General features: G+C 67.1%; 21 protein-coding genes. 11 read left to right on the forward strand and 10 right to left on the reverse strand.

The window, feature by feature from the left end; genetic code table 11:
• Positions 1–103 precede the first annotated feature (103 nt).
• The 3 genes from AM590_RS16245 to AM590_RS16255 all read right to left on the reverse strand — a co-directional run bounded on the left by AM590_RS16245 (position 104) and on the right by AM590_RS16255 (position 4,859).
• Positions 104–3,295, reverse strand: coding sequence for an FAD-binding and (Fe-S)-binding domain-containing protein (locus tag AM590_RS16245; RefSeq protein ID WP_058828363.1), 3,192 nt, complete (start codon positions 3,293–3,295; stop codon positions 104–106).
• A 145-nt stretch (positions 3,296–3,440) separates the two neighbouring features.
• Positions 3,441–4,253, reverse strand: coding sequence for a hypothetical protein (locus AM590_RS16250; protein WP_058828364.1), 813 nt, complete (start codon positions 4,251–4,253; stop codon positions 3,441–3,443).
• 30 nt (positions 4,254–4,283) lie between these two features.
• On the reverse strand, positions 4,284–4,859 hold the full coding sequence (locus AM590_RS16255; RefSeq protein ID WP_058828365.1) for a flavodoxin domain-containing protein: 576 nt from the start codon (positions 4,857–4,859) through the stop codon (positions 4,284–4,286).
• Positions 4,860–5,039: 180 nt separating this feature from the next.
• Between AM590_RS16255 and thiE the strand changes: the two genes are divergently transcribed.
• From thiE to AM590_RS16275, 4 genes are all read left to right on the forward strand, one after another.
• On the forward strand, positions 5,040–5,672 hold the full coding sequence (gene thiE, locus AM590_RS16260) for a thiamine phosphate synthase (RefSeq protein ID WP_172795822.1): 633 nt from the start codon (positions 5,040–5,042) through the stop codon (positions 5,670–5,672).
• Positions 5,669–6,565, forward strand: a complete 897-nt coding sequence (thiM, locus tag AM590_RS16265) for a hydroxyethylthiazole kinase (RefSeq protein WP_172795823.1) — start codon at positions 5,669–5,671, stop codon at positions 6,563–6,565. Before thiE ends, thiM begins: the two co-directional genes overlap by 4 nt.
• Positions 6,566–7,423, forward strand: coding sequence for a bifunctional hydroxymethylpyrimidine kinase/phosphomethylpyrimidine kinase (gene thiD / locus AM590_RS16270; protein ID WP_058828367.1), 858 nt, complete (start codon positions 6,566–6,568; stop codon positions 7,421–7,423).
• Between the two features lie 75 nt (positions 7,424–7,498).
• Entirely contained in the window at positions 7,499–8,296 is a 798-nt protein-coding gene (locus AM590_RS16275) for an HpcH/HpaI aldolase/citrate lyase family protein (RefSeq protein WP_058828368.1), read from the forward strand.
• A gap of 9 nt (positions 8,297–8,305) precedes the next feature.
• Here the strand turns inward: AM590_RS16275 and AM590_RS16280 are convergent, their stop codons facing one another.
• Complete coding sequence (locus AM590_RS16280; RefSeq protein WP_058828369.1) at positions 8,306–9,052, reverse strand: class I SAM-dependent methyltransferase; 747 nt, start codon at positions 9,050–9,052, stop codon at positions 8,306–8,308.
• 39 nt (positions 9,053–9,091) lie between these two features.
• On the reverse strand, positions 9,092–9,976 hold the full coding sequence (locus tag AM590_RS16285) for an aldo/keto reductase (protein ID WP_058828370.1): 885 nt from the start codon (positions 9,974–9,976) through the stop codon (positions 9,092–9,094).
• A 144-nt stretch (positions 9,977–10,120) separates the two neighbouring features.
• Between AM590_RS16285 and AM590_RS16290 the strand changes: the two genes are divergently transcribed.
• The 3 genes from AM590_RS16290 (at position 10,121) to AM590_RS21400 (ending at position 12,865) form a co-directional block, all read left to right on the forward strand.
• On the forward strand, positions 10,121–11,110 hold the full coding sequence (locus AM590_RS16290) for a ring-cleaving dioxygenase (protein WP_058828371.1): 990 nt from the start codon (positions 10,121–10,123) through the stop codon (positions 11,108–11,110).
• A 149-nt stretch (positions 11,111–11,259) separates the two neighbouring features.
• Positions 11,260–12,372, forward strand: coding sequence for an alanine--glyoxylate aminotransferase family protein (locus AM590_RS16295; protein WP_058828392.1), 1,113 nt, complete (start codon positions 11,260–11,262; stop codon positions 12,370–12,372).
• A 367-nt stretch (positions 12,373–12,739) separates the two neighbouring features.
• Entirely contained in the window at positions 12,740–12,865 is a 126-nt protein-coding gene (locus AM590_RS21400) for a hypothetical protein (protein WP_345775626.1), read from the forward strand.
• On the opposite strand, the gene AM590_RS16300 is transcribed toward AM590_RS21400, so the two are convergent.
• Positions 12,826–14,715 carry a PAS domain S-box protein gene (locus AM590_RS16300; protein WP_058828372.1) on the reverse strand — a complete coding sequence of 630 codons (1,890 nt, stop codon included), beginning with the start codon at positions 14,713–14,715 and terminating at the stop codon, positions 12,826–12,828. The two genes, AM590_RS21400 and AM590_RS16300, sit on opposite strands and share 40 nt — an antisense overlap.
• A gap of 124 nt (positions 14,716–14,839) precedes the next feature.
• Between AM590_RS16300 and AM590_RS16305 the strand changes: the two genes are divergently transcribed.
• Both AM590_RS16305 and AM590_RS16310 read left to right on the forward strand, forming a co-directional pair.
• A complete protein-coding gene (locus AM590_RS16305) occupies positions 14,840–16,198 on the forward strand; it encodes a divalent metal cation transporter (protein WP_058828373.1) in 1,359 nt (452 codons plus the stop codon).
• A gap of 165 nt (positions 16,199–16,363) precedes the next feature.
• Entirely contained in the window at positions 16,364–17,911 is a 1,548-nt protein-coding gene (locus AM590_RS16310; RefSeq protein WP_058828393.1) for a lipopolysaccharide biosynthesis protein, read from the forward strand.
• A 134-nt stretch (positions 17,912–18,045) separates the two neighbouring features.
• Here the strand turns inward: AM590_RS16310 and AM590_RS16315 are convergent, their stop codons facing one another.
• The 4 genes from AM590_RS16315 to AM590_RS16330 form a co-directional block, all read right to left on the reverse strand.
• A complete protein-coding gene (locus AM590_RS16315; protein WP_058828374.1) occupies positions 18,046–19,344 on the reverse strand; it encodes an RNA-guided endonuclease TnpB family protein in 1,299 nt (432 codons plus the stop codon).
• Positions 19,345–19,551: 207 nt separating this feature from the next.
• Complete coding sequence (locus tag AM590_RS16320) at positions 19,552–21,234, reverse strand: NAD-binding protein (protein ID WP_058828375.1); 1,683 nt, start codon at positions 21,232–21,234, stop codon at positions 19,552–19,554.
• 294 nt (positions 21,235–21,528) lie between these two features.
• The gene (locus tag AM590_RS16325) at positions 21,529–21,972 is read right to left on the reverse strand and encodes a hypothetical protein (RefSeq protein ID WP_058828376.1); all 444 of its coding nucleotides are present in this window, start codon (positions 21,970–21,972) and stop codon (positions 21,529–21,531) included.
• Positions 21,973–22,014: 42 nt separating this feature from the next.
• Positions 22,015–23,400, reverse strand: a complete 1,386-nt coding sequence (locus AM590_RS16330; protein ID WP_058828377.1) for an NAD(P)/FAD-dependent oxidoreductase — start codon at positions 23,398–23,400, stop codon at positions 22,015–22,017.
• A gap of 325 nt (positions 23,401–23,725) precedes the next feature.
• On the opposite strand from AM590_RS16330, the gene AM590_RS16335 reads away from it, so the two are divergent.
• A complete protein-coding gene (locus tag AM590_RS16335; RefSeq protein ID WP_058828378.1) occupies positions 23,726–23,953 on the forward strand; it encodes a hypothetical protein in 228 nt (75 codons plus the stop codon).
• A gap of 55 nt (positions 23,954–24,008) precedes the next feature.
• Positions 24,009–24,968, forward strand: coding sequence for a D-2-hydroxyacid dehydrogenase (locus AM590_RS16340; RefSeq protein ID WP_058828379.1), 960 nt, complete (start codon positions 24,009–24,011; stop codon positions 24,966–24,968).
• Positions 24,969–25,030 lie beyond the last annotated feature (62 nt).

Consider the following 25,030-nt stretch of genomic DNA (forward strand, 5'->3'; position numbering starts at 1 on the left):
CCGGCAAAAGGGATGTGATTGCGGAACGCCGTGAACCGGGGTCGGCGCGTGACCCCGACCCGTGGAACTCCGGCCGGCCGGTTGAGTGCTTCGAGTAGCCCGCTCAGCCCGACAGCGCCTGTGCGACCTTCTCTATGGGGTGCGGCGGTCGCCGCGCCGCGTCGTCCCTGTCTTCGAGTTGCGTCCGACACGACGCGCCGGGGGCGACCACCTCGTCGCCCGGGCTCTCGTCGACCTGTTCGAACAGGATGTCTCCCATGGCCTTCGAGAGGTCGTAGTGTTCGGCCTCGTAGCCGAAGCTCCCGGCCATGCCGCAACAGCTCGAATCGAGCGGGTCGACCTCGTAGCCGACCCGCCGGAGGACGCCCACCGCGTGGTGGTCCTTGTTCAGCGCCTTCTGGTTGCAGTGGCCGTGGTAGGTGAGGGAGCCGAGTGAGCCGCCGTCGGCGACTGCGGAGGCGACGGTTCCGGCCGCGCCGTCGTCGTCGGCCGAGCGCCCACGAACCGGGAGGGCCTCGTCCAGTCGGTAGGTGTCGAGGAACTCCATGACGCCGTAGGCGGCCGCGGCGACCGGCGCGACCGAGTCGTCCGGTAGGAGGTCGGCGTACTCGTCTTGGAACATCACCGCGTCCGAGGGCTCGACGAAGACGACCGACCAGCCGTTTTCGACCGACGGCCGGAGCGTCTCGACGTTGTGGCCCGCGCGCCGCCGCGCGAGGTCGAGGAAGCCGCCGGAGTAGGCGGCGCGGCCGCTCGGCTCGACGCCCTCCGCGAGTCGGACGTGGACGCCGGCGGCCTCCAGCACGCGAACCGCTGCCTTCCCGATTTCGGGCGTGACGTAGTTCGTGTAGGTGTCGGGAAACAGGAGGACGCGGTGGTCGGCCTCCGCCGCCGGCACGCGGGGCCGTCGCGCGTCCATCCACGATTCGAGCGTGTCGCGGGTGAACGACGGGAGCGACCGGTCGGAGGCGACGCCCGCGAGTCGCTCCATCGCGGCCCGCGCGCCCGGTAGCTCGGCCGCCCAGTTCGAGACGGGCGCGAGGGCGCTCCCGACGCCGGCCAGTCGGTCGATGTTGGCGAACAGGCGCTCGCGGATCGACGCGCCTTCCTCGGCGTGGTGGGCGTGTTTCACCTCCGCTTTGAGCTTCGCCAGGTCCACGCCGGTCGGGCAGTCGTTCTGACAGCCCTTACAGCCGACGCAGAGCCCGAGGACCTCCTCTTGGAACCGGTCCGAGTGAATTTCGTCTTCCGGGAGGTCGCCGCTGATGGCCGCGCGGAGCATGTTGGCCCGCCCGCGGGTCGTCTCGACTTCGTCCTTCGAGGCGCGGTAGGTCGGACACATCGTCTCCGAGCCAGTCTGTCGGCAGGTGCCGCAGCCGTTACAGAGTTCGACGAGGTGCGAGAAGCCCCCCTCGTCCGAGAAGTCGAGCGTCGTCGCGGGCTCGATGGACTGGTAGGCCGCGCCGTACCGGAGGTTCTCGCGCATGTCCGCGCCGACGCCGCGGTCGCCGTCCGGGCCGAGGTCGTCGGGGCCGTCGCGGTAGACGACGTTTCCGGGGTTCATGCGCCACTCGGGGTCGAACGACGTCTTCAGTTCCTTGAACGCGCCCCAGAGTTCGGGGCCGTACATCTTCGGGTTCCACTCGGTCCGGGCCATCCCGTCGCCGTGCTCGCCCGAGAAGGCCCCGCGGTGGTCCAACACGAGGTCGGTCACGTCGTCGGTGATGGCGCGCATCGTCTCGATGCCCGCGCCGTCTTTCAGGTTCAGAATGGGGCGGATGTGGAGCGTCCCCGCGCCGGCGTGGGCGAAGTACGCGGCCGACGTGCCGTGGTCTTCCAGCACTTCCTCGAACGACTGGACGTACTCTGCCAACTCCTCGGGCGGGACGCTCGCGTCCTCGATGAACGGGTAGGGCTTCGGGTCGCCCGGCAGCGACATGAGAAGCGGTATCGCCGCCTTGCGGAGCTTCCAGAGGTCCGCCTGCGCCTCGGGCGTGTACGCTTCGATGGCTTCGAACGCGCCGCCGGCCGTGTCGTCGGCGTCGTCGGCGTCATCGCCCGCCGCCGGCACGTCATCCGCCGCCGACTCGGCGTCGCCGTCTCGCAGGAAGTGCTCGTTCGCCTCGCGTATCACCGCCTCGAAGTTGCCGTGCAGTTCGGAGTCGAACTCCAGCATCAGCGTCGCCGCCGTCCCGTCGGGAATCTCCTCGACGTACTGGGCGTACTCGCTGGACTCGGCGGCCATCCGCAACACCTCGTCGTCCATGAGTTCGACCGCGCTGGCGTCGAAGTCGAGCGCGTCGGGGACCGCGGCCATCGCCTCCACGAGGTCGTCGTAGGCGTAGAGGACGAGCGCCGTCTCCTCGGGAACCGTCACGAGAGACACGGTGGCCTCGACCACGACGCCGAGGGTTCCCTCCGCACCGACGAACAGCTTCGAGAGGTTGATAACCGTCTCGCCGTCGTCGGTCTCGGTGACGACCTTGTGGAGGTTGTAGCCCGACACCGACCGCTTGAGGCTCGGGTACTTCCGTTCGATTTCCTCCTCGTGGTCCTCGACGAGGCCGAGAACAGTCCGGTAGAGATGGGCCTCGCGGTCGTCCTTCCCGACGATGCGGTCCCATTCGTCGCTCCCGACGACCACGTCGCGGGTGTGGACGACCGACCCGTCGGCGAGCACGACCCGCAACTCCTCGGTGTAGGCGTCGGTGATGCCGTAACGGACCGAGTGCGCGCCCGTGGAGTTGTTGCCGATGCCGCCGCCAACGGTCGCGCGGTTCGAGGAGGCGGGGTCCGGCGCGAACTTGAGGCCGTGGTCGGCGAGGCGGTCGTCGAGGTCGTCCTGCACCACGCCGGGTTGGACCCGCGCCCGCCGCGCGTCGGGGTCCACACAGACGATTTCATCCATGTACTTCGAACAGTCGATGACGACGCACCCGGGGCCGACGGTCTGTCCCGCCAGCGACGACCCCGCCCCGCGCGGGAGCACGGGCACGTCGTGTTCGGCCGCCGTCCGCACCGCGGCGCGCACGTCGTCCTCATCGCGGGGGATGACCACGCCCGCCGGGCGCGCCCGGTAAATCGAGCCGTCGGTCGCGTACAGCACCTGCGCGTACTCGTCGAACCGCACCTCGCCGGAGACGACATCCCGGAGGTCCGCGGCGAGGTCGGCGTGTTCGGCTACGTCCGCCACGTCGTAGTCGCGTGACTCCTGAAACCGCCGGAAGTCGCCTCGTTCCTCGCCGTCCGTCTCGGTCGCAGTTCGGGTCGCCCGCGGAGGGCCGTCGCCAGACATTATCACGTATAATCGTGCAGGATAGCAAAAACCTGTGTGTGCTTCGCCACGTTTGCCCGAAGCGGTAGTCGTTCGCAGCGGGCCGACTTCGTCGCACGAGGACTGAACGGGGGCTGAGTGGGTTCTTGTCAGGGTGAGGACCCGGTTACTGCGGCGGGTTCCGGGGGTAGTTCCCGACGCCGGTCCGCAGTTCGCCGTCGGCGGCGACCCAGCCCTGTCGGTCCGCCGGGAGGTCGTAGGCGGTGACGTGGTCGACGTACTCGTTGTAGTTCCAGCCGCCGACCCACCACGAGTTCGCGCCGCGGAGTTCGACGCTCACCGAGACGGTCGTCGTCTCGGGGCCGTCGTACTGCACGAACAGCATCGACTCGTAGTCGTAACACCGAGTGTCGTCGCTGTTGCTCGGCCAGTCACAGGGGACGAGCCGGGCGTTCTCGCGCGGTTCGAATAGGGGTTCGGTCCCCTCGGGTGCGAGCGTGTCGATGGACTGGTTCACCCGAACGTCGGCGCTGAGGTCTATGGCGTCGTGTTCGACCCGGAGCGTGTCGGAGTCGTTCCGACTGTACTCGCTCGCCGGAATCGGCTCCCAGCGGACGAGTCGGTCGTTCTCGACGACCGCCCGGTAGTACGTCGGGTCGGCGGGAATCTCGTCGGCCCGGAGGCGGAGCATCGGGCCGTACTCCGTCTCGACCACGTCGTACGCCCAGCCCGTCGGAAGCAGGTACTCGCGGGACTCGACGGCGTCGCCGACGGCCGAGGAGCCGTCGCTGACGGGCAGCGGGACGAGGACCGTCACGTTCGAAATCGGCTCGTCCGCCGAGACGCGGACGCTGTAGTCGTACTGGCTCCCGTAGGAGTCGAGATACGAGAGCCGGCCGAACGCCCAGAGCCCGCCGGCCGCGACCGCGACCACGACGAGCGCGGCGACGACGACGATGCCGAGTGTGCGGAAATTCATCTGAATCACCGGGCGGGTCGCACCGCCCGCTCAGACCGCCGCCCCTCCCGCGGCGGTGCCCGCGGTCGATTCCACGTACTCGGCGAAGTCGGCGGCGAACGACTCGACCTCGTCCCAGTCGGTGTACTCGTAGTCCCGCGAGGCGTCGGTGTCGCCGGTCGAGTCCTTGGCGATGCGCTTCATCATCATCCGGGTGAGAAAGCCGTACTCGGAGTACCGAAGTGCGCCCCCGAACGCGGCCATCCGCTCGGGATGCCAGCCGCTTTCCTCGACGAACTCGTCGATGTACGTCGCGACCTCGGCGCGGGCGTCCTCGTCGTCGAGCGCCGACGACAGCGACACCTGGAAGAAGCCGTTGGGCCGCGCCTCGATGTCCTCGCGGTACTCGCGGACGAACTCGTAGACCGGCTTCGAGTGCGCGCCCAGATGAATCGACGACCCGACGAGTACCGCGTCGGCGTCGGCGACCGCCTCGCCGGCGGCGTCGTCGGCGACCGAGATGGTCCGCGCGTCGTGGCCGCGACTCGCCAGCGCCTCCGCGATGCGCCCGGCTATCTTCTCGGTCTGTCCCTCTTTGCTCCCGTACGCGACGAGTATCGTCCCCATACAGCTCACCGCGTACCTGTTGGTTCGATCACAGCATAACCACATACACAGCCTCTCACCCCCCGAGAACCGACCGCGTCCTGATTCGGCTCGAAGTCGGCCGAGTCGATTCCGACCCGCAAGGAGGAACTATTTTGGCCGTCGGCGAATCACTCCAGAATACAACTCATGAATATCTCGATGGGAACCTATCTGGTCACGCAGTCGGACCGCTCCGGCGGGCGGTCGACGCCGGACGTGGTGCAGGCCGCGGTCGACGGCGGCGTCGACGTCGTTCAACTCCGCGAGAAGCACGCGAGTGCCCGCGACCGCTACGAGATCGGGCGCGAGGTACGCACCGTGACGGCCGACGCGGGCGTGCCGCTCGTCGTCAACGATCGGGTGGACATCGCGGCCGCCATCGACGCTGACGGCGTCCACCTCGGCGACGACGACGTGCCCGTCTCGGTCGCGCGCGAGCAACTCGGCGACGACGCCATCGTCGGCCGGTCGGTCTCGACCGTCGCGGGCGCGAGAGCCGCCGAGGAGGCCGGCGCGGACTACCTCGGCGTCGGCGCGGTGTTCGCCACGGAGACGAAGAACACCGACCCCGAGCAGTCCGAAATCGGGACCGAGCGGGTGTCGGCCATCGCGGACGCCGTCTCGATTCCGTTCGTCGGCATCGGCGGCGTCACGCCCGACAACGCCGCCGACGTGGTCGCCGCCGGGGCCGACGGCGTCGCGGTCGTCTCGGCCATCACCGCCGCTGACGACCCCGCCGACGCGACACGCCACCTCGCCGACTCGGTCGCCGCTGGGAGGGACCGCCGATGAGCGGACGAGACGACGCTGACGGCGCAGGTGGACAAGGCGGTTCGGACGACGCGAGCCGCGCAGACGGCGTCCCCGACGTGGCGCTGGACGAGGCACTCGCCGCCGTCGCGGGCGAGCAACCGCTCATCAACTCGGTCACGAACGACGTGACGGTCAACGACGTGGCGAACGTCACGCTCTACTGGGGCGGCCTGCCGGTCATGTCCGACGACGAGCGCGAGGTCGGCGACATGGTCGGCATCGCCGACGGCTGTCTGCTCAACATGGGGACCGTGAGCGAGTCCGGCGAAGAGACGATGCTGACCGCCGGCCGGGCCGCCAACGAGTCCGGCGTCCCCCTCGTCGTCGACCCCGTCGGCGTCGGTGCGACCCCGACGCGCGACCGAGTCGCGGACCGCCTCGTCACCGACCTCGACGTGGACGTGCTCAACGGCAACTACGGCGAGATATCCGCGCTCGTCGGCGACGACGCCGAGGTCCGCGGGGTCGAGTCAGTCGGCGAGTACGCCGAAATCGCCGCCGCGGCCGTCGAGTGCGCCCGGAAGACCGGTGCGGTCGTCGTCGCCTCCGGCGAGACCGACATCGTCGCCACCGAGGAGGCAGCCTTCGAGGTCGACGCCGGCCACTCGATGATGGGCGCGGTCGTCGGCACCGGCTGTATGCTCGGCGTGACGCTCGCGGTGTTCGCGGCCGCCATGGACGACCCGCTCGACGCGGCGCTCGCGGCGACCGCGGCGTACGGACTCGCGGGCGAACTCGCCGCCGAGGGCGCGTTCGGCGACTACCGCGGCCCGGCCAGCTACAAAATCACCTTCCTCGACGCCGTCGCGGGGCTCGCGGATGCCTCGACGCCCGACATCGCCGACCGAATCGACCGCATCGAGGTCAGATAGATGCCGGAGACCGCCCCCGACCCGCGGACGCCGCCGTACGTTCTCACCATTGCCTCCAGCGACTCCGGCGGCGGCGCGGGCATCCAGGCCGACCTGAAGACGATGACCCGGCTCGGCGTCTACGGCGGGTCGGTCATCGTGGCCGCGACGGCCCAGAACACCCGTGGCGTCGAGGGCTTGCACGTCCTCCCCGCCGAGTCGATTCGCGCCCAGTACGAGGCCGTCGCAGACGACTTCGATATCGCGGCCGTGAAACTCGGGATGCTGGCGACCGCCGAGGCGGTCGAGACGGTCGCCGACTGCCTCGCCGACTACGACGGCCCGGTCGTCCTCGACCCCGTGATGGTCGCCACCTCCGGCGACCGACTGCTGGACGAGGACGCCGTCGATGCCTACGACGCCCTGTTCGCGCAGGCGACGCTCGCGACCCCGAACGCCGACGAGGCAGAGGCGCTGACGGGCGTGTTCCCCGACTCTCCGGCGGCCGTCTCGGACGCGGCCGACTGGTTCTTCGACCGGGGTGCCGACGCCGTGCTCCTGAAGGGTGGCCACGTCGCAACCGACGATGACACCGTGGTCGACACGCTCGTCACGCCGACCGAGACAACGACGTTCGTCAATCCGCGCATCGACGCGACGGCGACTCACGGGTCGGGCTGTACGCTTTCGAGCGCCGTGGCCGCCCACCTCGCCCGCGGCGACGACCTCGCCGACGCCGTCCGGCACGGCATCGAGTTCACGCGTGCGACCCTCGCCGAACCCGCCGACGTGGGCGAGGGCGCGGGGAGTGTGAACCACCTCGTCAGCGTCGACGACGGCTGGACGCCCGACTCGGACGCGTCCGACGGCGACGACTAACCACCGGTCGGGCCAGCGCTCCGCCTCGGTGTCCGCGGCACGCGCTTTTTTCCAGACACGTGTCGTATCACGAACATGGAAGAGACAGCAGCCGCGAACACGCTCCGTGCCCGAATCGAGGCCGGCGGCGTCGCACTCGGCGTCCTCGACAACACCTACAGCCCGACGCTCGTGGAGTTCTACGGCGAACTCGGTCTCGATTTCGTGTGGCTCGACCTCGAACACGGCGGGCCGAGTTCGCTCGACTCGGGCGCGATGGAGAACCTCCTCCGCGCGGCCGAACGAACCGGCATCGAGCCGCTGGTACGGCTCCCGACGACCGACCCGGCGTTCGTCCGGAAGGCACTCGACCTCGGCGTCAGGAACGTCTTCCTCCCACGCGTGGAGTCGGCCGAGGAGGTGCGCAAGGCGGTTCAGTCGGCCCGTTTCACCTACAGCGACGACCCCGGCGACCGCGGCCTCGCGTCGCCCCGTGCCCGCCGCTGGGGACTCGCAGACGACTACGTCGAAAGTGAGGACCGCGAGACGCTCGTCGGCGTGACCATCGAGACCGCCGAGTCGCTTTCGGACCTCGACGCGATTCTCGACGTACCCGAACTGGGCTTCGTCTTCATCGGGCCGTTCGACCTCTCGGTGGCGCTCGGCCACCCCGGCGAGATAGACCACCCCGACGTGCAGGCGGCCGTCGAGCGAATCCGCTCGGCCGCGGTCGAGGCCGGCGTCCCCGTCGGCGGCCTCGGGTTTGGCATGGACGGCGTGAATCGGAAGGCGGAGAACGGCTATCAGCTCATCAATCTCGGTAGTACCACGGGCGCGCTCAAGGGCGTCGTCGACGGCTGGTTCGACGCCGTGACGTTCGACCGCGAAACGTAGCGGCCGCGCCTACCCTGTCGCGTCCGATCCCGAGTCGGACAGCCGCATCGCCACGCTGTACATCTCGCCCGCGGACTCCGATTCGACCGCGTCGGCGACGCGGTCGGCCTCGTCCGCGAGCCACTTCCCCGTCTCGCCGGGGAGTTCAGCCGCCAGCGACTTCGCCACCGACGCGTGCGCCTCGACGTGGCTTTCGGACCACGGCACCGGGTCGAGCAGGGTCAGTTCGCGGTCGAAGCGCCAGCCGTACCCCGAAAACAGCGCCCTGAGCGCGTCGGCCGGATAGAACGTCAGCGCGGGCCGCCCGCGGGCCAACTGGCTCGCCGCGTTTTCGAGCGCGAACAGCTCCCGAATCGCGGCGTCGTCGGGGAGCGGTTCGTAGTCGTCGACGACGAGGTGACAGGCGGGCGCGGCGACCCGGGTTACCTCGCCCGCGACGGCGGCGAGCGACTCGGGACTGACGAGGTTGAACAGCCCGTGGGCGGTGACGATGTCCACCGAGTCGTCGGCGAGCGGGAGGCTCCGAACGTCGGCCTCCAGCACCGCGGTTCGCGCTCGGTCCGCGGGCTCGGGTGCCACCCGGTCGCGGACGATGGCGGCGTGTTCGGGGTCGTTCGTGACGGCGTAGACCCGTTTCGCGCCCGCGTCGAGGAGTCCGGCGGTCGCGTTGCCGGTCCCCGCACCGGCCTCCAGACAGACCGCGCCCCGGACCGGTCGGTCGTCGAGGGCGGCCGTAACGGTCGTTGGAACGTCCATTGGCGGCAGGTGGAATCGAGGTTAGACTCGTCTCGCTCGCTAGTGGTGCAGTTGCTCCGGAACCGGGCTCTCGTCGTGCCGGAGGCGCTCGATGAGGGACCGCTGGGCCGTCTCGTCCATGCCGTTGTACCGCGCCGCGGCGTCGAGGACCATCGCCACGAGCTTCGGGTCACCCGGCGTGACGACACTTGTGAGGCCCTGTGCGGCCGCGAAGTCGAACCGCTCGGCGATTTCGTCCGGGGCGTCGACCGGCTCGTACCAGTTGGAGAACGGTCGATCAGCCTCGGGCAGTTCGTCGGTGTCGGGCCACGGCCCGCGGGCGAACGCCTTGATGCCGAGGGTGCCGATACCGGCCTTCTCGGCCGCCTCGAAAACGCCCGCGTAGTCGTGTTCGTCGTCGCCTTTGCCGACGACGACGGGGTTCAGCGGGAACATCAGGGTTTCGAGGTCGTCGATGCGGTCGATGGCGTCGCGGATGAGTCCCGGGTTCCCGTGGCTCGTCAGCCCGATGTGGCCGATTTTCCCCTCGTCTTTCGCCTCGCGGAAGGCCGCGAGCGCGCCGTCGTCGGCCGTGATTTCGTCCAGTTCGGACTCGTATTCGAGGCCGTGGACCTGATAGAGGTCGATGTAGTCGACGCCGAGGCGGTCGAACGACCGGTCGAGCTTCCGCTTTGCGCCCTCGTAGCCACGCTCTTGGGTCTTACAGCCGAGGAAGATGTCCTCGCGGTGCTGGCGGAGCTTCGGGCCCAGTTTGAGCTCCGCGTCGCCGTAGGTCGGAGCCACGTCGAAGTGGTTGACGCCCTTCGAGAGGACGTGTTCGACCATCTGGTTCGCGCCCTCCTGTTCGAGCCAGTTGAGCGCGATAGCGCCGAACGTCGCGATGCTACTCTCGTGGCCGGTGTCGCCGAGTGCGCGGGTTTGCATACGTCGAGTGTCATCGCCGACGGGCAAAAGCGTGTGTCTCGCCGACTCGGCTGCCGGGTCCGTGTCGGTGTTGCTGACGCCGCCCCGACCCGGTAACACTCGCGTCAGCGGATACTCAAGTCCTTGCGGCCCGTAGGACCGGCCATGGCAGACATCACGCCGACACCCGGCATTCACCACGTCACCTGCATCGCGGGCGACCCGCAGCAGAACCTCGACTTCTGGGTCGAGACGCTCGGACTCCGCCTCGCCAAGCGCTCCATCAATCAGGACGACCCCAGCACGTACCACTTCTTCTTCACGGACGCGGAGGGGACGCCCGGCACGAGCATGACGTTCTTCCCGTGGGAGAACCTCTCGCGGGGGAAGGTCGGCACCGGGCAGGTCTCGCGGACCGCGTTCCGCGTGCCCGAGGGGAGCCTCGACTACTGGGAAGAGCGATTCGACGAGTACGGCGTCGACTACGACGACCGCGTCGAGCGATTCGGTGAAACGGTCCTCCCCTTCAGCGACCCCGACGGCCTCCCGGTCGAACTGGTCGAAGTCGAGATTCCCGACGACGACCCGACCGTCCCGTGGACCGAGTTCGTCCCCGAAGACGTTGCGATTCGCGGCTTCCACTCCGTGACGCTCTGGCTGGGCGACCCACAGCCCACGGAGGACCTGCTCGAAACGATGGGCTTTGAGCGCGTCGGCACCGAGGAGGCGCAGGGCGACACCCCCGGCGACGAGCGGACGCGATTCGCCGCGACGGGCACTGTCGGGAAGTACGTGGACGTGCTGCCGACCATCGAGAGCAGCCGACAGGGCCACGGTACGGTCCACCACGTCGCCTTCCAGACGCCGACGGACGAGGACCAAGAGGCGATGCGCAAAGCTGTCCAGTCGAAGGGGCTGCGCCCGACCGCACAAATCAACCGCCACTGGTTCCGGTCGGTCTACTTCCGCGAGTTCGGCGGCGTCCTGTTCGAACTCGCCACGAGCGACCCGGGCTACACCGCCGACGAACCCCTCGACGACCTCGGCGGCCGCCTCGTCCTCCCCGGCGAGTTTGAAGCGCGCCGCGAGCAGATAGAGGCCGGCCTGACCGACGTGACGGTCCCGCGGGCCGAGTCGGCCGAAGCGGACGACTGAGCCTCAGACCTCACGCCGGAGCCGTTTTCCACCCGCCGACGCCGCCCGTGTTGTCCCGTGTTAACACCGCCTGAGCAACTGCGACGAGTGTCGCAATCACAAGTACCATCATCGCCCGCGACGCAGTGGTCCGTACTTAGGTGGATGACGTGACGGAAAAACGCGAATACACGGACGACTATCAGGACAAGACGCTGTACATCCCCGGTCCGACCGAGGTGCGTGAGGACGTCATCGAGGAGATGTGCCAGCCGATGTTCGGTCACCGGATGGACCGCATGACCGACCTCTATACGACCATCGTCGAGGACACGAAGGAGTTCCTCGGCACGGACAACGACCTGATGATTCTCACGGGGTCGGGCACCGAAATCTGGGAGTCATCGACGCTCAACCTCGTCGACGAGAACATCCTCGTGCCGACCTGCGGGAGCTTCAGCGAGCGCCACGCGAACGTCGCGGAGCGGCTCGGCAAGAACGTCGACCGCATCGAGTACGAGTGGGGGCAGGCCATCAAGCCCGAGGACATCCGTGAGGCGCTGGAGTCCAGGGACAAGCACTACGACGTGGTCGCCACCGTGATGAACGAGAGTTCGACCGGCGTCCGCAACCCCATCGAGGAGATCGGCGACGTGGTCGCCGAGTACCCCGACACCTACTTCGTCGTCGACGCGGTGTCCGCCCTCGGCGGCGACTACGTCGACATCGACGAGCACAACATCGACGTCATCTTCGCCTCGTCGCAGAAGGCGTTCGCCATGCCGCCGGGGCTCGCCATCTGCACCGTCAGCGACGCGGCATATGAGCGCGAGCTGTCGAAGGGCTCGGCGTCGTGGTACGGGGGCTTCCAGCGCGCCCTCGACTACTACGACCGCAAGGGCCAGACTCACTCCACCCCCGCGATTCCCATCATGCTCGCGTACCGCAAGCAGATGAAGTACATGCTCGAAGAGGGCCACGAGGGGCGCGACCAGCGCCACCGCGAGATGGCCGAGTACACCCGCGACTGGGCCTACGAGCACTTCGACATGTTCCCCGAGGAGGGTTACGAGTCCCAGACCGTCGCCTGCATCGAGAACACGCAGGGCATCGACGTCGCCGCCACCATCGAGGAGGTCTCCGAGAAGTACGACATGGCCTTCTCGAACGGCTACGGCTCCGCGCTCGGCGAGCAGACGTTCCGTATCGGCCACATGGGCGAACACGACGTGGAGTCCATCAAGGCGCTGACCGACGCCATCGAAGACGTGGCGGACCTGTAGGGCCCGTAGCGGCCCCGCCCGACTGCCGCGCCCCGACGCCTCGCTCCGCGCTCTCTTTCCTCCCACAGCCCTCCGTCGGACGAGGCGGATTCTTTTGTCGCCGAACCGTAGCGGACGCCGACCCAGATGCCGCATCTCCAGTTCGACCTCGACTTCGAGGTCACGGAGCGCGAGGCGAACTGGTTCACGACGCGGATGGCCGAGTTGTACGCCGAGCGGATGGACGCCGACACCGACTACGCGGCCGTCACCGTCCGCGAGGCTCGGGCGATTCACCTCGGTCGTCGACCGACAGAAACGCCGTCGTGCTGCAGGCCGACATCCGGGCGGGTCGGCGAATCGGAAGTGCGAACTCGCCCTCGCGGTCATGGACGCCGTCGCCGAGCGGTTCGGCGTGCCGGAGTCGAACCAGAAAGTCGTCTTCACCGAACACGAGGGGAGTCGGATGGTGGGCTACGACCGCGTCGGCGACGACTGGTCGGAGTCGGCCTGACCGGCGTCGGCCACCCGGAGTTCGACCGCAAAGACGGCCCCTCGTGGGTCGTTGTCCTCGACCCACACGTGCCCGCCGTACTTCTCGACCAGCGACTGCACGAGGTACAGTCCGAGACCGGTGCCCCGACTGTCCAGTCCCTTTTTGTCCTTCGCGAAGACGGTCTCTTTTCGCTCGTCAGGTATTCCCCGGCCGTCGTCGGCGACGCGGACGACGACGCGGTCGCCCGCCTCGGTCTCGGCGACGGAGACCTCGATAGTCGGTTCGTCCTCATCGGTGTGCTGGACGGCGTTCGTGAGGAGGTTCCGGAAGACGGACCCGAGCATGTCGTCGGCGAGCACCGCGACCGCCGGCACCTCGGTGTCGACCGTCACGGTCGCGTTCGGAGTCATCTCTCGCAGCGACGCGAGTTCGGCTTCGAGGACAGGCCGGAGCGAGACCGGTTCGTTTTCGACGCCCCGACTGCGCATCATCTCGGCCATGTCCCGCGCCGTCTCCGTCAGTTCGACCGCGTGGTTGGCGCGCTTCCGGACGATGTCGACGTACTCCCGCGCCTCCTCGTCGGCGATGTGCTCACCGAGCAGTTCCGCGTAGGCGGTCACCAACTGCAGGTCGTTGCGAACGTCGTGGCGGACGACCTGATTCAGCACGGCGAGCTCGTCGCGTTGCGTTTCGAGGAGCCGGTTCTGCTCGCGGAGCTCCGCCTCGTAGCGCTTCCGCGTCCTGATGTCGCGGGCGACGCTCAACACGACTGTCTCCCCGCGGTAGCTCACGAGGCTCGAACTGATTTCGACGGGTATCTCCCGACCGTCTTTCGCCCGGTGGACCGTCTCGAACACCTGCGTCCCGTCGGTCGGCATCTGGGAGATGAGCGCCGAAATCTCGTCGTCGCTGAGTCCCGCGTCGATGTCGTGGACCGTCATCGAGAGGAGTTCGTCCCGCGAGTAGCCCAGCAGTTCCACCGCGGTCTCGTTCACCGCGTGGATCTGGTCGTCGAGGCCGAGGACCCAGACGGTGTCGTTCATCCCGTCGATGAGTTCTTGGAACTCCTCGCGGGCGCGTTTCAGTTTCTGCTCTCGCTCCTGTCGGTCGGTGATGTCCCTCGATACGGCGATGACGCCGACGACTTCGCCAGCCACCTGAAAGGGCGCGAACCGGTAGCTCAGGGTCCGTGACTCGCCGTCCGGCGTGACGAGTTGGGTCTCGCCTTCGAGCGAGTCGACATCCTCGTCCAAGAGCCGCTGATACGGGTCGCCCGGACGTTCCTCGCGGATCTTCTCGACGAGCAGGCTCCGTTCGCCTTCGAGCTCGGCGGGCGTCATCCCGTAGAAATCCGCCAGATAGTCGCTCGCGAGGAGGAATCGCCCCTCGCGGTCGTACAGGCACGCGCCCTCCAGCATCTGTTCGAAGACGCGCTCGTAGACGAGCGAGGAGTCGACCGGCCGCCGGTCGGCCGCCGCGACCGCCCGTTCGACTCGGACGGCCAACTCCTCGTAGTCATCCGACCCCCGAGCACGGACGTAATCGGTGACGCCCGCGTCGAGCGCCTCCGTCGCGGTCAACTCGCACGCCGGGTCGGCAACGACGAGAAACGGGAACTTCGGCTCTCGGCTGCGAACCGCCGCGAGGAACTCGAGCGCGTCTCTCTCCTCCCCGCTGACCGACGAGACGACGCAGTCGAAGTCGACGCCCGAGCCGGCGTCTCGCAGTCGCTCTCCCGCCGCGGCCGCGGTCCGAACTGTCTCGATTTCGAACCGCGTCTCTCGTCCCCGGACGGCCTCGGTGACCGCCGTCGCGACGTCCGGGTCGGCGACGACGAGGAGCGGTACCGAACCGTCACCATCGCTCATTACCTAGGTCACACTCGACCACCGGGTAAAAGGTCGTGTGGCGCTGCGCGCCGTTCCGAGGAAACCACTCGGTTGTAACACCCAGTAGCAACACTTTTGTGACGACCGCCGAGACCACGACGGCATGAACGAACCCAAACTCGACGTATCGGCGGTGATGAGCGGCGACTGGCGGGGATATCTCTCGGAGATGGGGCCGTCGTGGGTCGCGGGCGCGGTTGCGGCGGGGCCGGCGACGATGGCGACCGTGCTCACGGCCGGCGCGACGTTCGGCTACGCGATGCTGTGGGTCGTGGTGCTCTCGGCGGTCCTCGGCGCGTCGGCGCAGTACCTCTCGATGCGACTCGGCCTGCTCACGGAGGACGGTATCATCGCCGTGGTCGAACGCGAACTGGGCGACGGTTGGGCGTGGGTGCTCGTCGCCGACGGGGTGCTGGCCGCAGGGCTGGCCCAACTGGTCATCATGAAGGGGCTGGCCGACGTGAGCGCGACGATAACCGGCGTCGACGCCCGGGTCTGGGGCGTCGCGTGGGCGGTCGTCCTCGCCGCCGGACTGGCCGGTCGGGGCTACCGCTTCGTCGAACTCCTCGCGAAGGGGCTCGTCGCGGCCATCGTCGTCGCCTTCCTCGCGTCGCTGTTTTTCGTCCCCATCGACCCGGCGGCCGCGGTCGGCGGACTCGTCCCGCGAATCCCCGCGGGGGTCGACGGCGCGCTCGTCGCCGCCGGCATCCTCGGGGGCGCGGTCCACATCACGCTCATCACGATGCACTCGTACACGATGCGCGCCCGCGGCTGGACGACCCGGGACTACGGACTGGCGACGTTCGACGTGGGTGCGTCGATGCTCGTCGCCTTCGGCGTCTACAGCCTCGCCATCTTCCTCGTCGCGGCGGGCGTCCTCCACACCCCCGAGGTGGCCGCGAGCGACCTCTCGGCGGTGGCGGCCGCACAGGCGCTCGGCCCGCTGGCAGGCGCGAACGCCAAGTGGCTGTTCCTTCTCGGCCTCCTGGGCGCGGCCGTCTCCACGCTCGGCGGCAACACCGTCGTCCCGCCGTACCTCGTCGCCGACAAACTGGGCCGGGGGACGGACCTCTCAGACGGTCGGTACCGCACGCTCCTCGCTGGCGTGGCGCTGTTCTCCGGCGTCGGGGCGTTCCTCGGCGGCGCGTTCTTCCCGCTTCTCGTGTTGGTGCTGGCGTTCGGCCTCGTCGGCACTCCCTTCGCCATCGCCGTCGTGCTCGTCTTGCTCAACAGCGACGCGGTCGCGGAACCGAACTCGACGCTGGCGAACCTCGGCGGCGTCGTCCTGCTCGCGGTCACGACCGTCCTCGCCGCGAACTTCGTCCGCTCGCGGGCCCTTTCTGACCTCGGCGACCCGCTTTCGGTGTTCGTCGTCGTCTTCGCCGCGGCCATGGGAGCGGCGACGCTCGGTCTCCTCGGCAAGTTCGTCCACGAGGCGGTCGGTCGCCCGACTGCGGCCTGACGGCGGCCTGACCCGCCGGGGTCAGCCACGGGCGAATCAAGCGACTTATTTTCGACCCCGATAAGCGACAGGGACGCGACAGTGCCCCCCGAACCAGTCGACGATGGCGTTCCCGGCGACCATCCTCCCGACGACGAGACTCCCGGCGACACGCCTGACGGCGACATCCCCGACGACGAACGCGAGGCGCTCTTGACCATCGGCCACGGCGCGGTCGTCGCCTCCGGCGGCCAGTCGCTCCAGCGGGCGCTGACGACGGCGACCGAGTACGCGCTCGCACAGGGACTCGGCCCGGTCGTCTACGGCGTCTACGCGTTCGCGTGGCGCGCCTCCCAACTTCTGTTCCGACTCGTGAATTTCGGGTCGGTCCCGACGCTCCAGCGGTACCTCTCCGCGGACGACGACGACCACGAGCGGCAGGGACGAGTGGTGGGATTGGCGTATCTGACGACGCTCATCGTCGGGCTCGTATTCGCCGGCGGGCTGGTCCTCACGAGCGACTGGCTCAACGACGCGACCGTCTCGCACCCAGACTTCCCGCCGACGATACACCTGTTCGCGGCGCTCGTCGTCCTCATCGGCTTGGTGCAGGTCCACGCGGGAATCCTCAGAGCGGTGCAGTCGGCCCGCGGCGAGGTGCTTTTCAACCGCGTCTTCCGCCCGGCGGTCAGGTTGGTGGGGGCCGTCGGCGCGATGGCGCTCGGGTACTCGCTCGTCGGCGTCGCTGGCGCGTTCGTCGTCGGCATGGCCGGGCTCGTGCTGGTGGGTTTTCCGATGGCCGTCTCGGCGAGCGGTATCCGCCCCAGGCTTCGCGGCGTGCGCTCCGAGGCCCGGCGGTTCTACAATCACTCTGCGCCCATCGCGCTGAGCAGCCTCGGGAAGGTGTTCCAGAACCGCGTGGACGTGATGCTCGTCGGCTTCCTCCTGACCGCGAAGGCGGCGGGGGTCTACAACGTCGTGCTCGTCTTGGTGACGCTGGCGTGGATTCCACTCCTCTCGTTTAACATGCTCCTGCCGCCGGTCGCGTCGGGGCTCTACGCCGACGACGAGATGGAGACCCTCAACGCGGTGTACACCGCGGTGACGCGGCTCATCGTCACCTGCGTCGTTCCGATTCTGGTCGTGCTCGCGGTGTACGGGCGGTCGATTCTCTCCGTGTTCGGCCCGAACTTCACGGCGGGCTACGTCCCGCTCGTGGTCTACCTCGGCGGCGTCTTAGTCGGGAGCGCCGTCGGCGCGACGGGATGGCTGCTCATGATGACCGACCACCAGTACGCCCGGATGGCGCTCGACTGGCTCTTGGCCGTACTGAACACGCTTCTCACGTTCGCGTTCGTCCGGGCGTTCGGCTTGTCGGGAGCGGCGCTCGGCACGGCCGTCGCCATCGCCGTCCAGAACTCGATTCAGGTCGTCCTCCTGCGGCGCTTCGAGGGGCTGTGGCCCTTCGACGCGACGTTTCTCAAGCCACTCGGCGCGGGCGTCGCGGCGGCCGGCGTCATGCTCCTCGTCCGCGAGGCGCTGGTCGGGGCCGAGAGCGGCGGGCTCGTCGTCGTCTCCGGCGCGATACTGGGCGCGGTGACGTACGTGGGCGCGCTCGTCGCGCTCGGCGTCAACGACCGCGACCGACTCGTGGTGACGGCGTTGGCCGCCCGGTACCGCCGGGCGATACGCGCGGCCCTCGGCGAGCGGTCCGGTACGTTCGGGGACCGATAGTGGTCTCCCAACGGGCCTCATTCGTCAGCCGACGAGCGTCACTCCAATCACGCTCCCGACGCCGTACGTGAGGACCGCAGCAGCGAGTCCGATACCGACCTGACGCAGTCCAGAATAGAGCACGGAGCGTCCTGTCAGTAACCCACGACTGAGGTCGTGGGCTTGTCAGTGGACTCCCCTTCTGCCGTCGTTTTGACGGAGGCGTGGAAATCGCCATTCAGGTTCAGCGTCCCTGACGGGAGCGCACACTGACAGGGTGCGCCTCCACTCGAAGACGTCTGCCCCGAGTGGAGTCTCCTGAGTAGTTTCCGAGCGATGTTCTTACTCGCGTTGTAGTCCGCGTTCAGTTCGTACTCGCACTTCTGACACACGAACTGATGCTTCGTCCGCCGATTCGATTCATGCGTAAACCCACATGACGAACACCGCTGACTCGTGTACGCAGGGCTCACCCGCTCAACCGAGATGCCGTCCATTTCTGCTTTATATTCGACGTACTGGAACAGGCGTCGGAATGCCCATGCGTGGAATCGCTTTGCACCAGCCATCCGATCACGAATATCGGTCAGGTTCTCAAAGGCGATATGCGTACAGTTGTGGTCGCGGGCTTCTTCGAGAATCTGGTTTGAGGCTCGATGGAGTTCGTCCTGCATCCAACGGTGTTCGCGGTCGTTCATCGACTGAATCGACAGATGCGCCGACCGCGTTCCCGTCTGTTGCATCGACCCGCGAGTCTTCTCGAACTCTCGACGTCGGTGGTTCATCTCGTCTGCGTTCCCGATGAATGCACCTGTGGAAGTCACGGCGAGTGAGCCGTCCACGTTCAGGTCAACGCCAAGGACTGTTCTGTGCTTGGCGTCTTCAGAAGAAGTCGTGGACTGCTCTTGCTCGTCTATGGTTCGGCGCATCCGTGCGTGGAGATAGAACTCCGACGTGGAGCGGTCGTACTGCAACGTTGACATCCGGAACTCGTAGTCCTCGTTCAGCAGATACTCGCCAATCGGCGTTCCCTCAGTTTCGCTGGGAATCACGTAGTCGCACTCAACGCGACCATTTACTGTCGAGAGCGAAACGTGGTCGCGGTGGAACGTCGCAGAGCGTTTGTCGTAGACGACGCTCCACGCTTTGAAGTACGGTTGACTGGTGTTGTCTCCTTTCTTGAGTCGGGCGACACCGCTTTTTGTGGCCTCGATAGCGCGTCGAATCCCTTTCTGTACGAGGTTTGCCGTCAACTCCGTCTCGTTGCGAAGTCGCTCGTAGAGGGCGTTCTCGGCTTTCTGTTTCGAAGTCACACAGTAGTCGTTCGGGTATCTCCACGCCCACTCTGCGGTGGTGTTCGCACAATGGAGGAACTGAGTTTTGGTCTGATGAAGGTCGTCGCACCGCTCGTTGGGTACGTCGAGTTTGACTTTGACGGTACGAATCACCTCCATCGTTAATTCACATATCGAATTGGCTCTTTATATCAATTTGGATTGACGTGGGGGAGTCTGCTTGCTATCGCTCGTGGTTGGTGGAGTTGCTTGTCGGATTCCTCCCACGAGTAAACTCGTGGGCTTCCTCCTCGTAATCATGTGAGAAGCGTGATACCGGCGCCGATGACGAACGTTGTGTCTCACGCTGCCGAACGAGGCCGACTATCAGGATAGGTCAGTTGGGGAAACGTCGAATCGCTTGAGGAACTTCTGTACCGCCTCGTCACCCCCGACAATGGTTATTCGCTCGTCCCCGGAGAACTGCCACTGGGGGTCGACCGAAACTGTTTGTCCGTCACCGTCCTCGATAGCGATGACGCGACAGCCGGTCTGTTCGTAGATGCGGGAGTTTCCGAGTGTCGACCCCGAAAACGGTGTGGACGGCACGCGAACGAGGCGAATCTGGCTCGCCGGCGCGAGTACGTCCTCACCTCGAAGCTCCTTTGCGACCATCCTCGCGCTCACTCGCGGGACCGAGAGGACGTAGTCGGCGCCGGCGCTGAACGCCTTCTGGGTGGCCTCTGCGTCTCCAACTCGGACGAGAACCTCTATCTCGGGGTTGATCGACTGTGCGAGCACGGTCGTCAAGAGCGCAATCGAATCGTCTGGGACGCCGATGATGATTGCCCCGGCGCTTTCGACCCCTGCGGCGAGCAATACTTCCCGGTCCCCTCCGTCGCCGACGATATCGACGCCCGGGCGGTCCTCGACGTCAACTGTGACGACTTCTCCACTAGACTCCTCGATGACCGACTTTGCGGCGCGACCGACTTCTCCCAACCCCACGAGCACGAAACGCTCGTGTCCGGTGAACGACCGGGGTGGCCGGGTGAACTCGCTCAGGTTCTTGAGTGCGGCTTCCTCCCCGGACACTAACAGAACGGTGTTCGGACGGACGACGGCGTCTGGGCTGGGTGGCAACTGTAGCTCGCCGTCGATCCACGCACCGACGATATTGGCACCGGTTCGCTCTCTAACCCTGGTTTCTCTGATACTACGCCCCACGAGCTCGCTCGATTCGGAGACTGGGAGCTCCATCAGTCTCGTGTCTCCCCCGAGTTCGATGGTGTCTCGCAGTTCAGAGCTGAACGAGGCGACGGCTTTCTCTGCGAGACGGTGTCCTAAAACGCCGTGCGGTGACAGCACGGTATCTGCGCCGACGGTACGCAGTACCTCCTCCATTCTGCTGTCGTCGGTCAGTGCGATGACGTCGATATCAGGCCGTACTCCTCGGACGGTAAGTATCGTGTTGACGTTCGCATCGCCGGCGTCAGTAATGACCGTCCGTGCAGTCTTGATGCTGGCTCGCTCAAACGTTGTCGTCGCTTGTGGAGAGCCGTGAATGGCGGCGTAGCCACGATTTGAAAGTGATTCGGCGTCTTCCCGTGAGGACGAAATGAGCACGTAATCGATGCCAAATTCTCTGAGTTCGTCCAGGAGAATTGCAGAGTCCCGGCGGTACTCACAGATGATGACGTGGCCGTTTTTCGGGCTGAGTCGGTCGTCGAGGTTGACCTCGGCGCTGGTGAACAGGGGAATGATGATGAGGCGGAGGGTGAAAAACCCGACTGCGATACCGGAAATCTGAATCAAGACGACGAACAGGAACATCAGCGGATGGCTCCAGATATCCGAGTCTTGCCCGTAGCCCGTGGTGGTCATCGTCTGAATGACGAACTCGAACGAGGCGAAAATGGACTGGTTGGCGCCTTCGAGCCGCGCCAGTGCGTAGTTGTATGCTACTGTGTAGAAGACTATGAGTAACACGAGCCCGGTGAGGTAGTAGATGACGTGTCGGATTCGACGGCTTGGTTCGAACCGACGAATGGACTCGGGGAGTGGCGACATTGTGAGACACGTACAGTAGTGCGGAAGCGAAGAAAACAGTACGCCCTCCTCGTAGTGAACCCTCTCATCGGGCGTAGAATGTCGCCCAGAACACTAACGGCCGGTCTCATCCCGAGGCGGCGTGCCGCGTCAACCGGGAAACCCTCGTGCCGGGCGGTCCGTCTTTCGGGCGCGGACGTTCCGAAGTACGCCGGCGTCAGCCGGCCAGTAGCTATTGCGCACCCGGGTTCGCCGTGCTGTCATCGCTCCCAAAGTGGGAATACTCGGACGGGGACTTGAGGTACGCACTCGACCCTAGCGCACCGGGGGTAAAACGAGTTCCGACCGGCGGGCGTCGTCGCCGGCGAAGAAGGCGGCTCGAAGCCGGACGACTTGGCCGTCGACGCGGACGAAATAAAGGCGGTCTTCGGACCGGTCGACCGACGGGAGCGCGTCGAGGTCTGCGCGGAGGGCGTCGTAGTCGCTCAGGCAGTCGGAGATACTCGACTCTCGCGGGTGGCCCTCGGCGGCGGCTTCGACCACCCTCAGCACCCACGGGCTGTTCGCGACCCGCGGGTCGGCGGCGTCGACTACGGTCGCTCCGTCGGGGGCGTTCCCGACCAGTTCCGCTCGGAGGACGATTTCGGCCGACGTACACCCCCGAAGCGACGAGCAGCCGGCGAGGCCGCCGGTCAGCCCCACGCCGACGGCCGCGGCTCCGCGACGGAGCAGCTGACGGCGAGAGGCTCGGCCGGCCATCGACTGACAGAAATTCGGAGAAACTGATAAGTCTTCCGTCGATTACAGCGCGTACTCGTCTTCGCGCAGTTGGACGTACTTGCCCTTGCGGTACTTCATTTTCGTCCGCTGGTACTGCGTGGCGAGTTTGGCGGCGCTGAACCCGGCGGTGAGCTTCGAGGCGCCGAACGCCTTGTAGCCCTCGTCCTTTTCGAGGAGCTTCCGGGCCGCCTTGAACGTCTTGTCCCACTGGCCGGGGCCGTAGTCGTGGACGATTTCGGCCATGGCGACGTTCCGGAGAATCTCGTCGCCAATGGCGTCCTTCCAGCGCTCGTTGTAGTCGCTCAGGTCTCCCTCGGCGGCGAGTTCGCCGGCGATGGCTCCCGTCCGGACGGCGACGTGGTCGCCGCCCTCGTGGAAAGCCGAAGTCGCGCCCATCGCGCCGCCGGTGACGGCGATGCCGGCCGACGCGGGCGAGTCGATGGGGCGCGTCGAGGAGATGGCGTACGTCTCGGTGCCCTTCGTCTTCCCGCGGTCCTCGACGAGCGGGAAGTCCTCGTCGATGTCGTACTCGTCACCGTACTCCTGTTCGAGGAGGCGGCGGACGTACTCGCGGCCCTGCGGGATGCGCTCGTCGTCCTCGCGGAGGAGGTTGTACGCATCGCGGTCCTCGACCTCGTCGATGTCGAGGCCGATGGGCATCGTGAGACCGACCCGGCAGACGTTGTTGTCGTTCGGGAAAATCCACGGATACGCCGTGTGGCCGGGCATGTAACCCCACCAGAACTTGATTGCGCCGTCGACTTCGTCGAACAGTTCCGGCGGGAACTCGCGGTGTTCCTGATAGGCGATGTGATTCGCCTCGGTCGACGACAGGCGGTCCGTGATGGGGAACGAAAGCAGGTCGTCGAGCACCTTGTTCGTGACCGTCCGCTGGGGGCCGTCGGCGAGGACGACGAAGTCTGCGCCCACGTCCTCGCCGTTAGCGAGGCGGACGACGTGCCGGGGATCGTCGCCGGTGGCGTCGAGGTCGGTCTCCACGTCGCGGACAGAGGCCTTCACGCGGTACTCCGCGCCGGCGTCTTCGGCGCGACTGCGGAGCCAGTCGTCGAACTTCGCGCGGTGGAAGGTGTAGCCGAACTCGTCGTACGAGGAGTCGATGCCGGTGCTCCGAAGGGTCAGCGACTCGTTCGGCCCGATGAACTCCGCGCGGTCGAGGATGTCGAGCACGACGTCGTCGGGGAACTCGTCGGGGTGGATGCCCATGATGTCCACCCAGTAGTCGAGGATACCGGCCGCGTCCGTCGAATCGGGCCCGAGGCCCGGTCGGTCTGCTCGGGGGACGCCCTTTTCGAGGACCAGAGCGGAGGCTCCGGCCGAGGCCGCGGCGTGTGCCGCCGACGTGCCGGCCGGACCGCCGCCGATGATGGCGACATCTACGCGTTCCATACCGCTACAGCACTTCGCTCGGGTATTAAACCCCCTGAACCGACGCGGCGTCCGACGGTTTCGATACTGCGTGTCTACGCACCGCTCCGGCCGTGTTTCGGTCGCACGGTGCGTCCGCAGCCCGGCGCGTCATCGTTCGACCACGCTTCGGGGGGCGACATCCCGACGGCCTCCGCGCCGCGCATTGCGATACGGTCAGAGATAATTTCGAGAAGACGTAGATGTCGGCGACTGCTATTGGTTTTCCCGGGCGATACCCACTAAATACTGCGTCTGATAACTAGAGACGGAGGTTTATCACGGCGTGCGCGGTAGCTCCGAGTCAATGACCGCAGACGAGCCGGACGAGCCGAGAGAGCCCGTCGTGTTTCGCGACGAGACGGGCGACCTCGTCTTCGTCGACGGCGGCCCCGCCCCACAGGGGTATGCGCCCGTTGCGTGGAAACTCGGCCAAGACGGTACGCGGTTCGTCGTCGACCCGACAGTCGATGCCGTCGCGGTCACCCGGACGATTTCGAAACGTCGCCCGCGGCGACGCGAGCCCATCGAGTGAGCGTACACCCGGTCGAATCGGACAGATTCATCACCGCCTTCGAGAATCATCGAGCATGACCGACCCAGACATCGCGGTGCTTCGGCAGAAGATTCACGGCCTGTCTGCCGAGGCGTACGCCGAAACGCTCCGCAAGCGCCTCCCCGACCGCGAGGTCGCCCTCGCGACCACCCCCGCGGAGGAGCGCGACCTCCTCTCTCGCGCGCGAGTCGCCACCGGCTTCGACGCGGACGAAGCGGCCCTCGAAGCCGCCGAGAATCTCGACCTGTTCGCCTGCGTGTTCGCCGGCACGGGTCACCTCCCCATCGAGGCGTTCGAGGCCCGCGACGTGGCCGTCACCAACGCCTCCGGCGTCCACGGTCCGAACATCGCCGAACAGGTCCTCGGGAGCCTCCTCTACTTCGCCCGCCGCTTCCACGTCGCGGAGCGACAGCAGAAGGCGAACGTCTGGCAGTCGTACCCGACGGTCGAACTGCAGGACTCGACGGTCGCCGTCGTCGGCCTCGGCGCGCTCGGCGAATCCATCGTGGACCGACTCGACCCGTTCGGCGTCGAGACCGTCGGCGTGCGCTACTCGCCGGAGAAGGGCGGCCCGACCGACGAGGTCGTCGGCTTCGACGACGAGCAGGGCCTCCACGACGCCTTCGCCCGCGCCGACTACGTCGTCATCGCGTGCCCGCTGACCGACGCCACCCGCGGCCTCGTCGACGCCGATGCGTTCGCGTCGATGGCCCCCGACACCGCCCTCGTCAACGTCGGCCGCGGCCCGGTCGTCGATACCGACGCGCTCGTCTCCCAACTCCGAAGCAACGGCATCCGTGGGGCAGCACTCGACGTGACCGACCCCGAACCGCTCCCCTCGGACCACCCGCTTTGGGACTTCGAGAACGTCCTCATCACGCCCCACAACGCCGGCCACACCCCGAAGTACTGGGAGCGCATGGCCGACATCATCGCGGAGAACCTCGACAAACTGGACGCCGGGGACGACGACCTGCGGAACCGCGTGGTCTAACCCGAGCCGAACCGGCGGCTCCGCGAGTGCGGAGTCGGTGACGCCGCGACCGGGTTCCGCAC

Source organism: Haloferax sp. Q22 (assembly GCF_001482285.1).
GTDB lineage: Archaea > Halobacteriota > Halobacteria > Halobacteriales > Haloferacaceae > Haloferax.

Bases quoted from the DNA above. Each gene is read 5' to 3' on its own strand.
- AM590_RS16245 (WP_058828363.1), bottom strand. From the start codon at position 3,295: ATGTCTGGCGACGGCCCTCCGCGGGCGACCCGAACTGCGACCGAGACG.
- AM590_RS16250 (WP_058828364.1), bottom strand. From the start codon at position 4,253: ATGAATTTCCGCACACTCGGCATCGTCGTCGTCGCCGCGCTCGTCGTG.
- AM590_RS16255 (WP_058828365.1), bottom strand. From the start codon at position 4,859: ATGGGGACGATACTCGTCGCGTACGGGAGCAAAGAGGGACAGACCGAG.
- thiE (WP_172795822.1), top strand. From the start codon at position 5,040: ATGGGAACCTATCTGGTCACGCAGTCGGACCGCTCCGGCGGGCGGTCG.
- thiM (WP_172795823.1), top strand. From the start codon at position 5,669: ATGAGCGGACGAGACGACGCTGACGGCGCAGGTGGACAAGGCGGTTCG.
- thiD (WP_058828367.1), top strand. From the start codon at position 6,566: ATGCCGGAGACCGCCCCCGACCCGCGGACGCCGCCGTACGTTCTCACC.
- AM590_RS16275 (WP_058828368.1), top strand. From the start codon at position 7,499: ATGGAAGAGACAGCAGCCGCGAACACGCTCCGTGCCCGAATCGAGGCC.
- AM590_RS16280 (WP_058828369.1), bottom strand. From the start codon at position 9,052: ATGGACGTTCCAACGACCGTTACGGCCGCCCTCGACGACCGACCGGTC.
- AM590_RS16285 (WP_058828370.1), bottom strand. From the start codon at position 9,976: ATGCAAACCCGCGCACTCGGCGACACCGGCCACGAGAGTAGCATCGCG.
- AM590_RS16290 (WP_058828371.1), top strand. From the start codon at position 10,121: ATGGCAGACATCACGCCGACACCCGGCATTCACCACGTCACCTGCATC.
- AM590_RS21400 (WP_345775626.1), top strand. From the start codon at position 12,740: ATGGACGCCGTCGCCGAGCGGTTCGGCGTGCCGGAGTCGAACCAGAAA.
- AM590_RS16300 (WP_058828372.1), bottom strand. From the start codon at position 14,715: ATGAGCGATGGTGACGGTTCGGTACCGCTCCTCGTCGTCGCCGACCCG.
- AM590_RS16305 (WP_058828373.1), top strand. From the start codon at position 14,840: ATGAACGAACCCAAACTCGACGTATCGGCGGTGATGAGCGGCGACTGG.
- AM590_RS16315 (WP_058828374.1), bottom strand. From the start codon at position 19,344: ATGGAGGTGATTCGTACCGTCAAAGTCAAACTCGACGTACCCAACGAG.
- AM590_RS16320 (WP_058828375.1), bottom strand. From the start codon at position 21,234: ATGTCGCCACTCCCCGAGTCCATTCGTCGGTTCGAACCAAGCCGTCGA.
- AM590_RS16325 (WP_058828376.1), bottom strand. From the start codon at position 21,972: ATGGCCGGCCGAGCCTCTCGCCGTCAGCTGCTCCGTCGCGGAGCCGCG.
- AM590_RS16330 (WP_058828377.1), bottom strand. From the start codon at position 23,400: ATGGAACGCGTAGATGTCGCCATCATCGGCGGCGGTCCGGCCGGCACG.
- AM590_RS16335 (WP_058828378.1), top strand. From the start codon at position 23,726: ATGACCGCAGACGAGCCGGACGAGCCGAGAGAGCCCGTCGTGTTTCGC.
- AM590_RS16340 (WP_058828379.1), top strand. From the start codon at position 24,009: ATGACCGACCCAGACATCGCGGTGCTTCGGCAGAAGATTCACGGCCTG.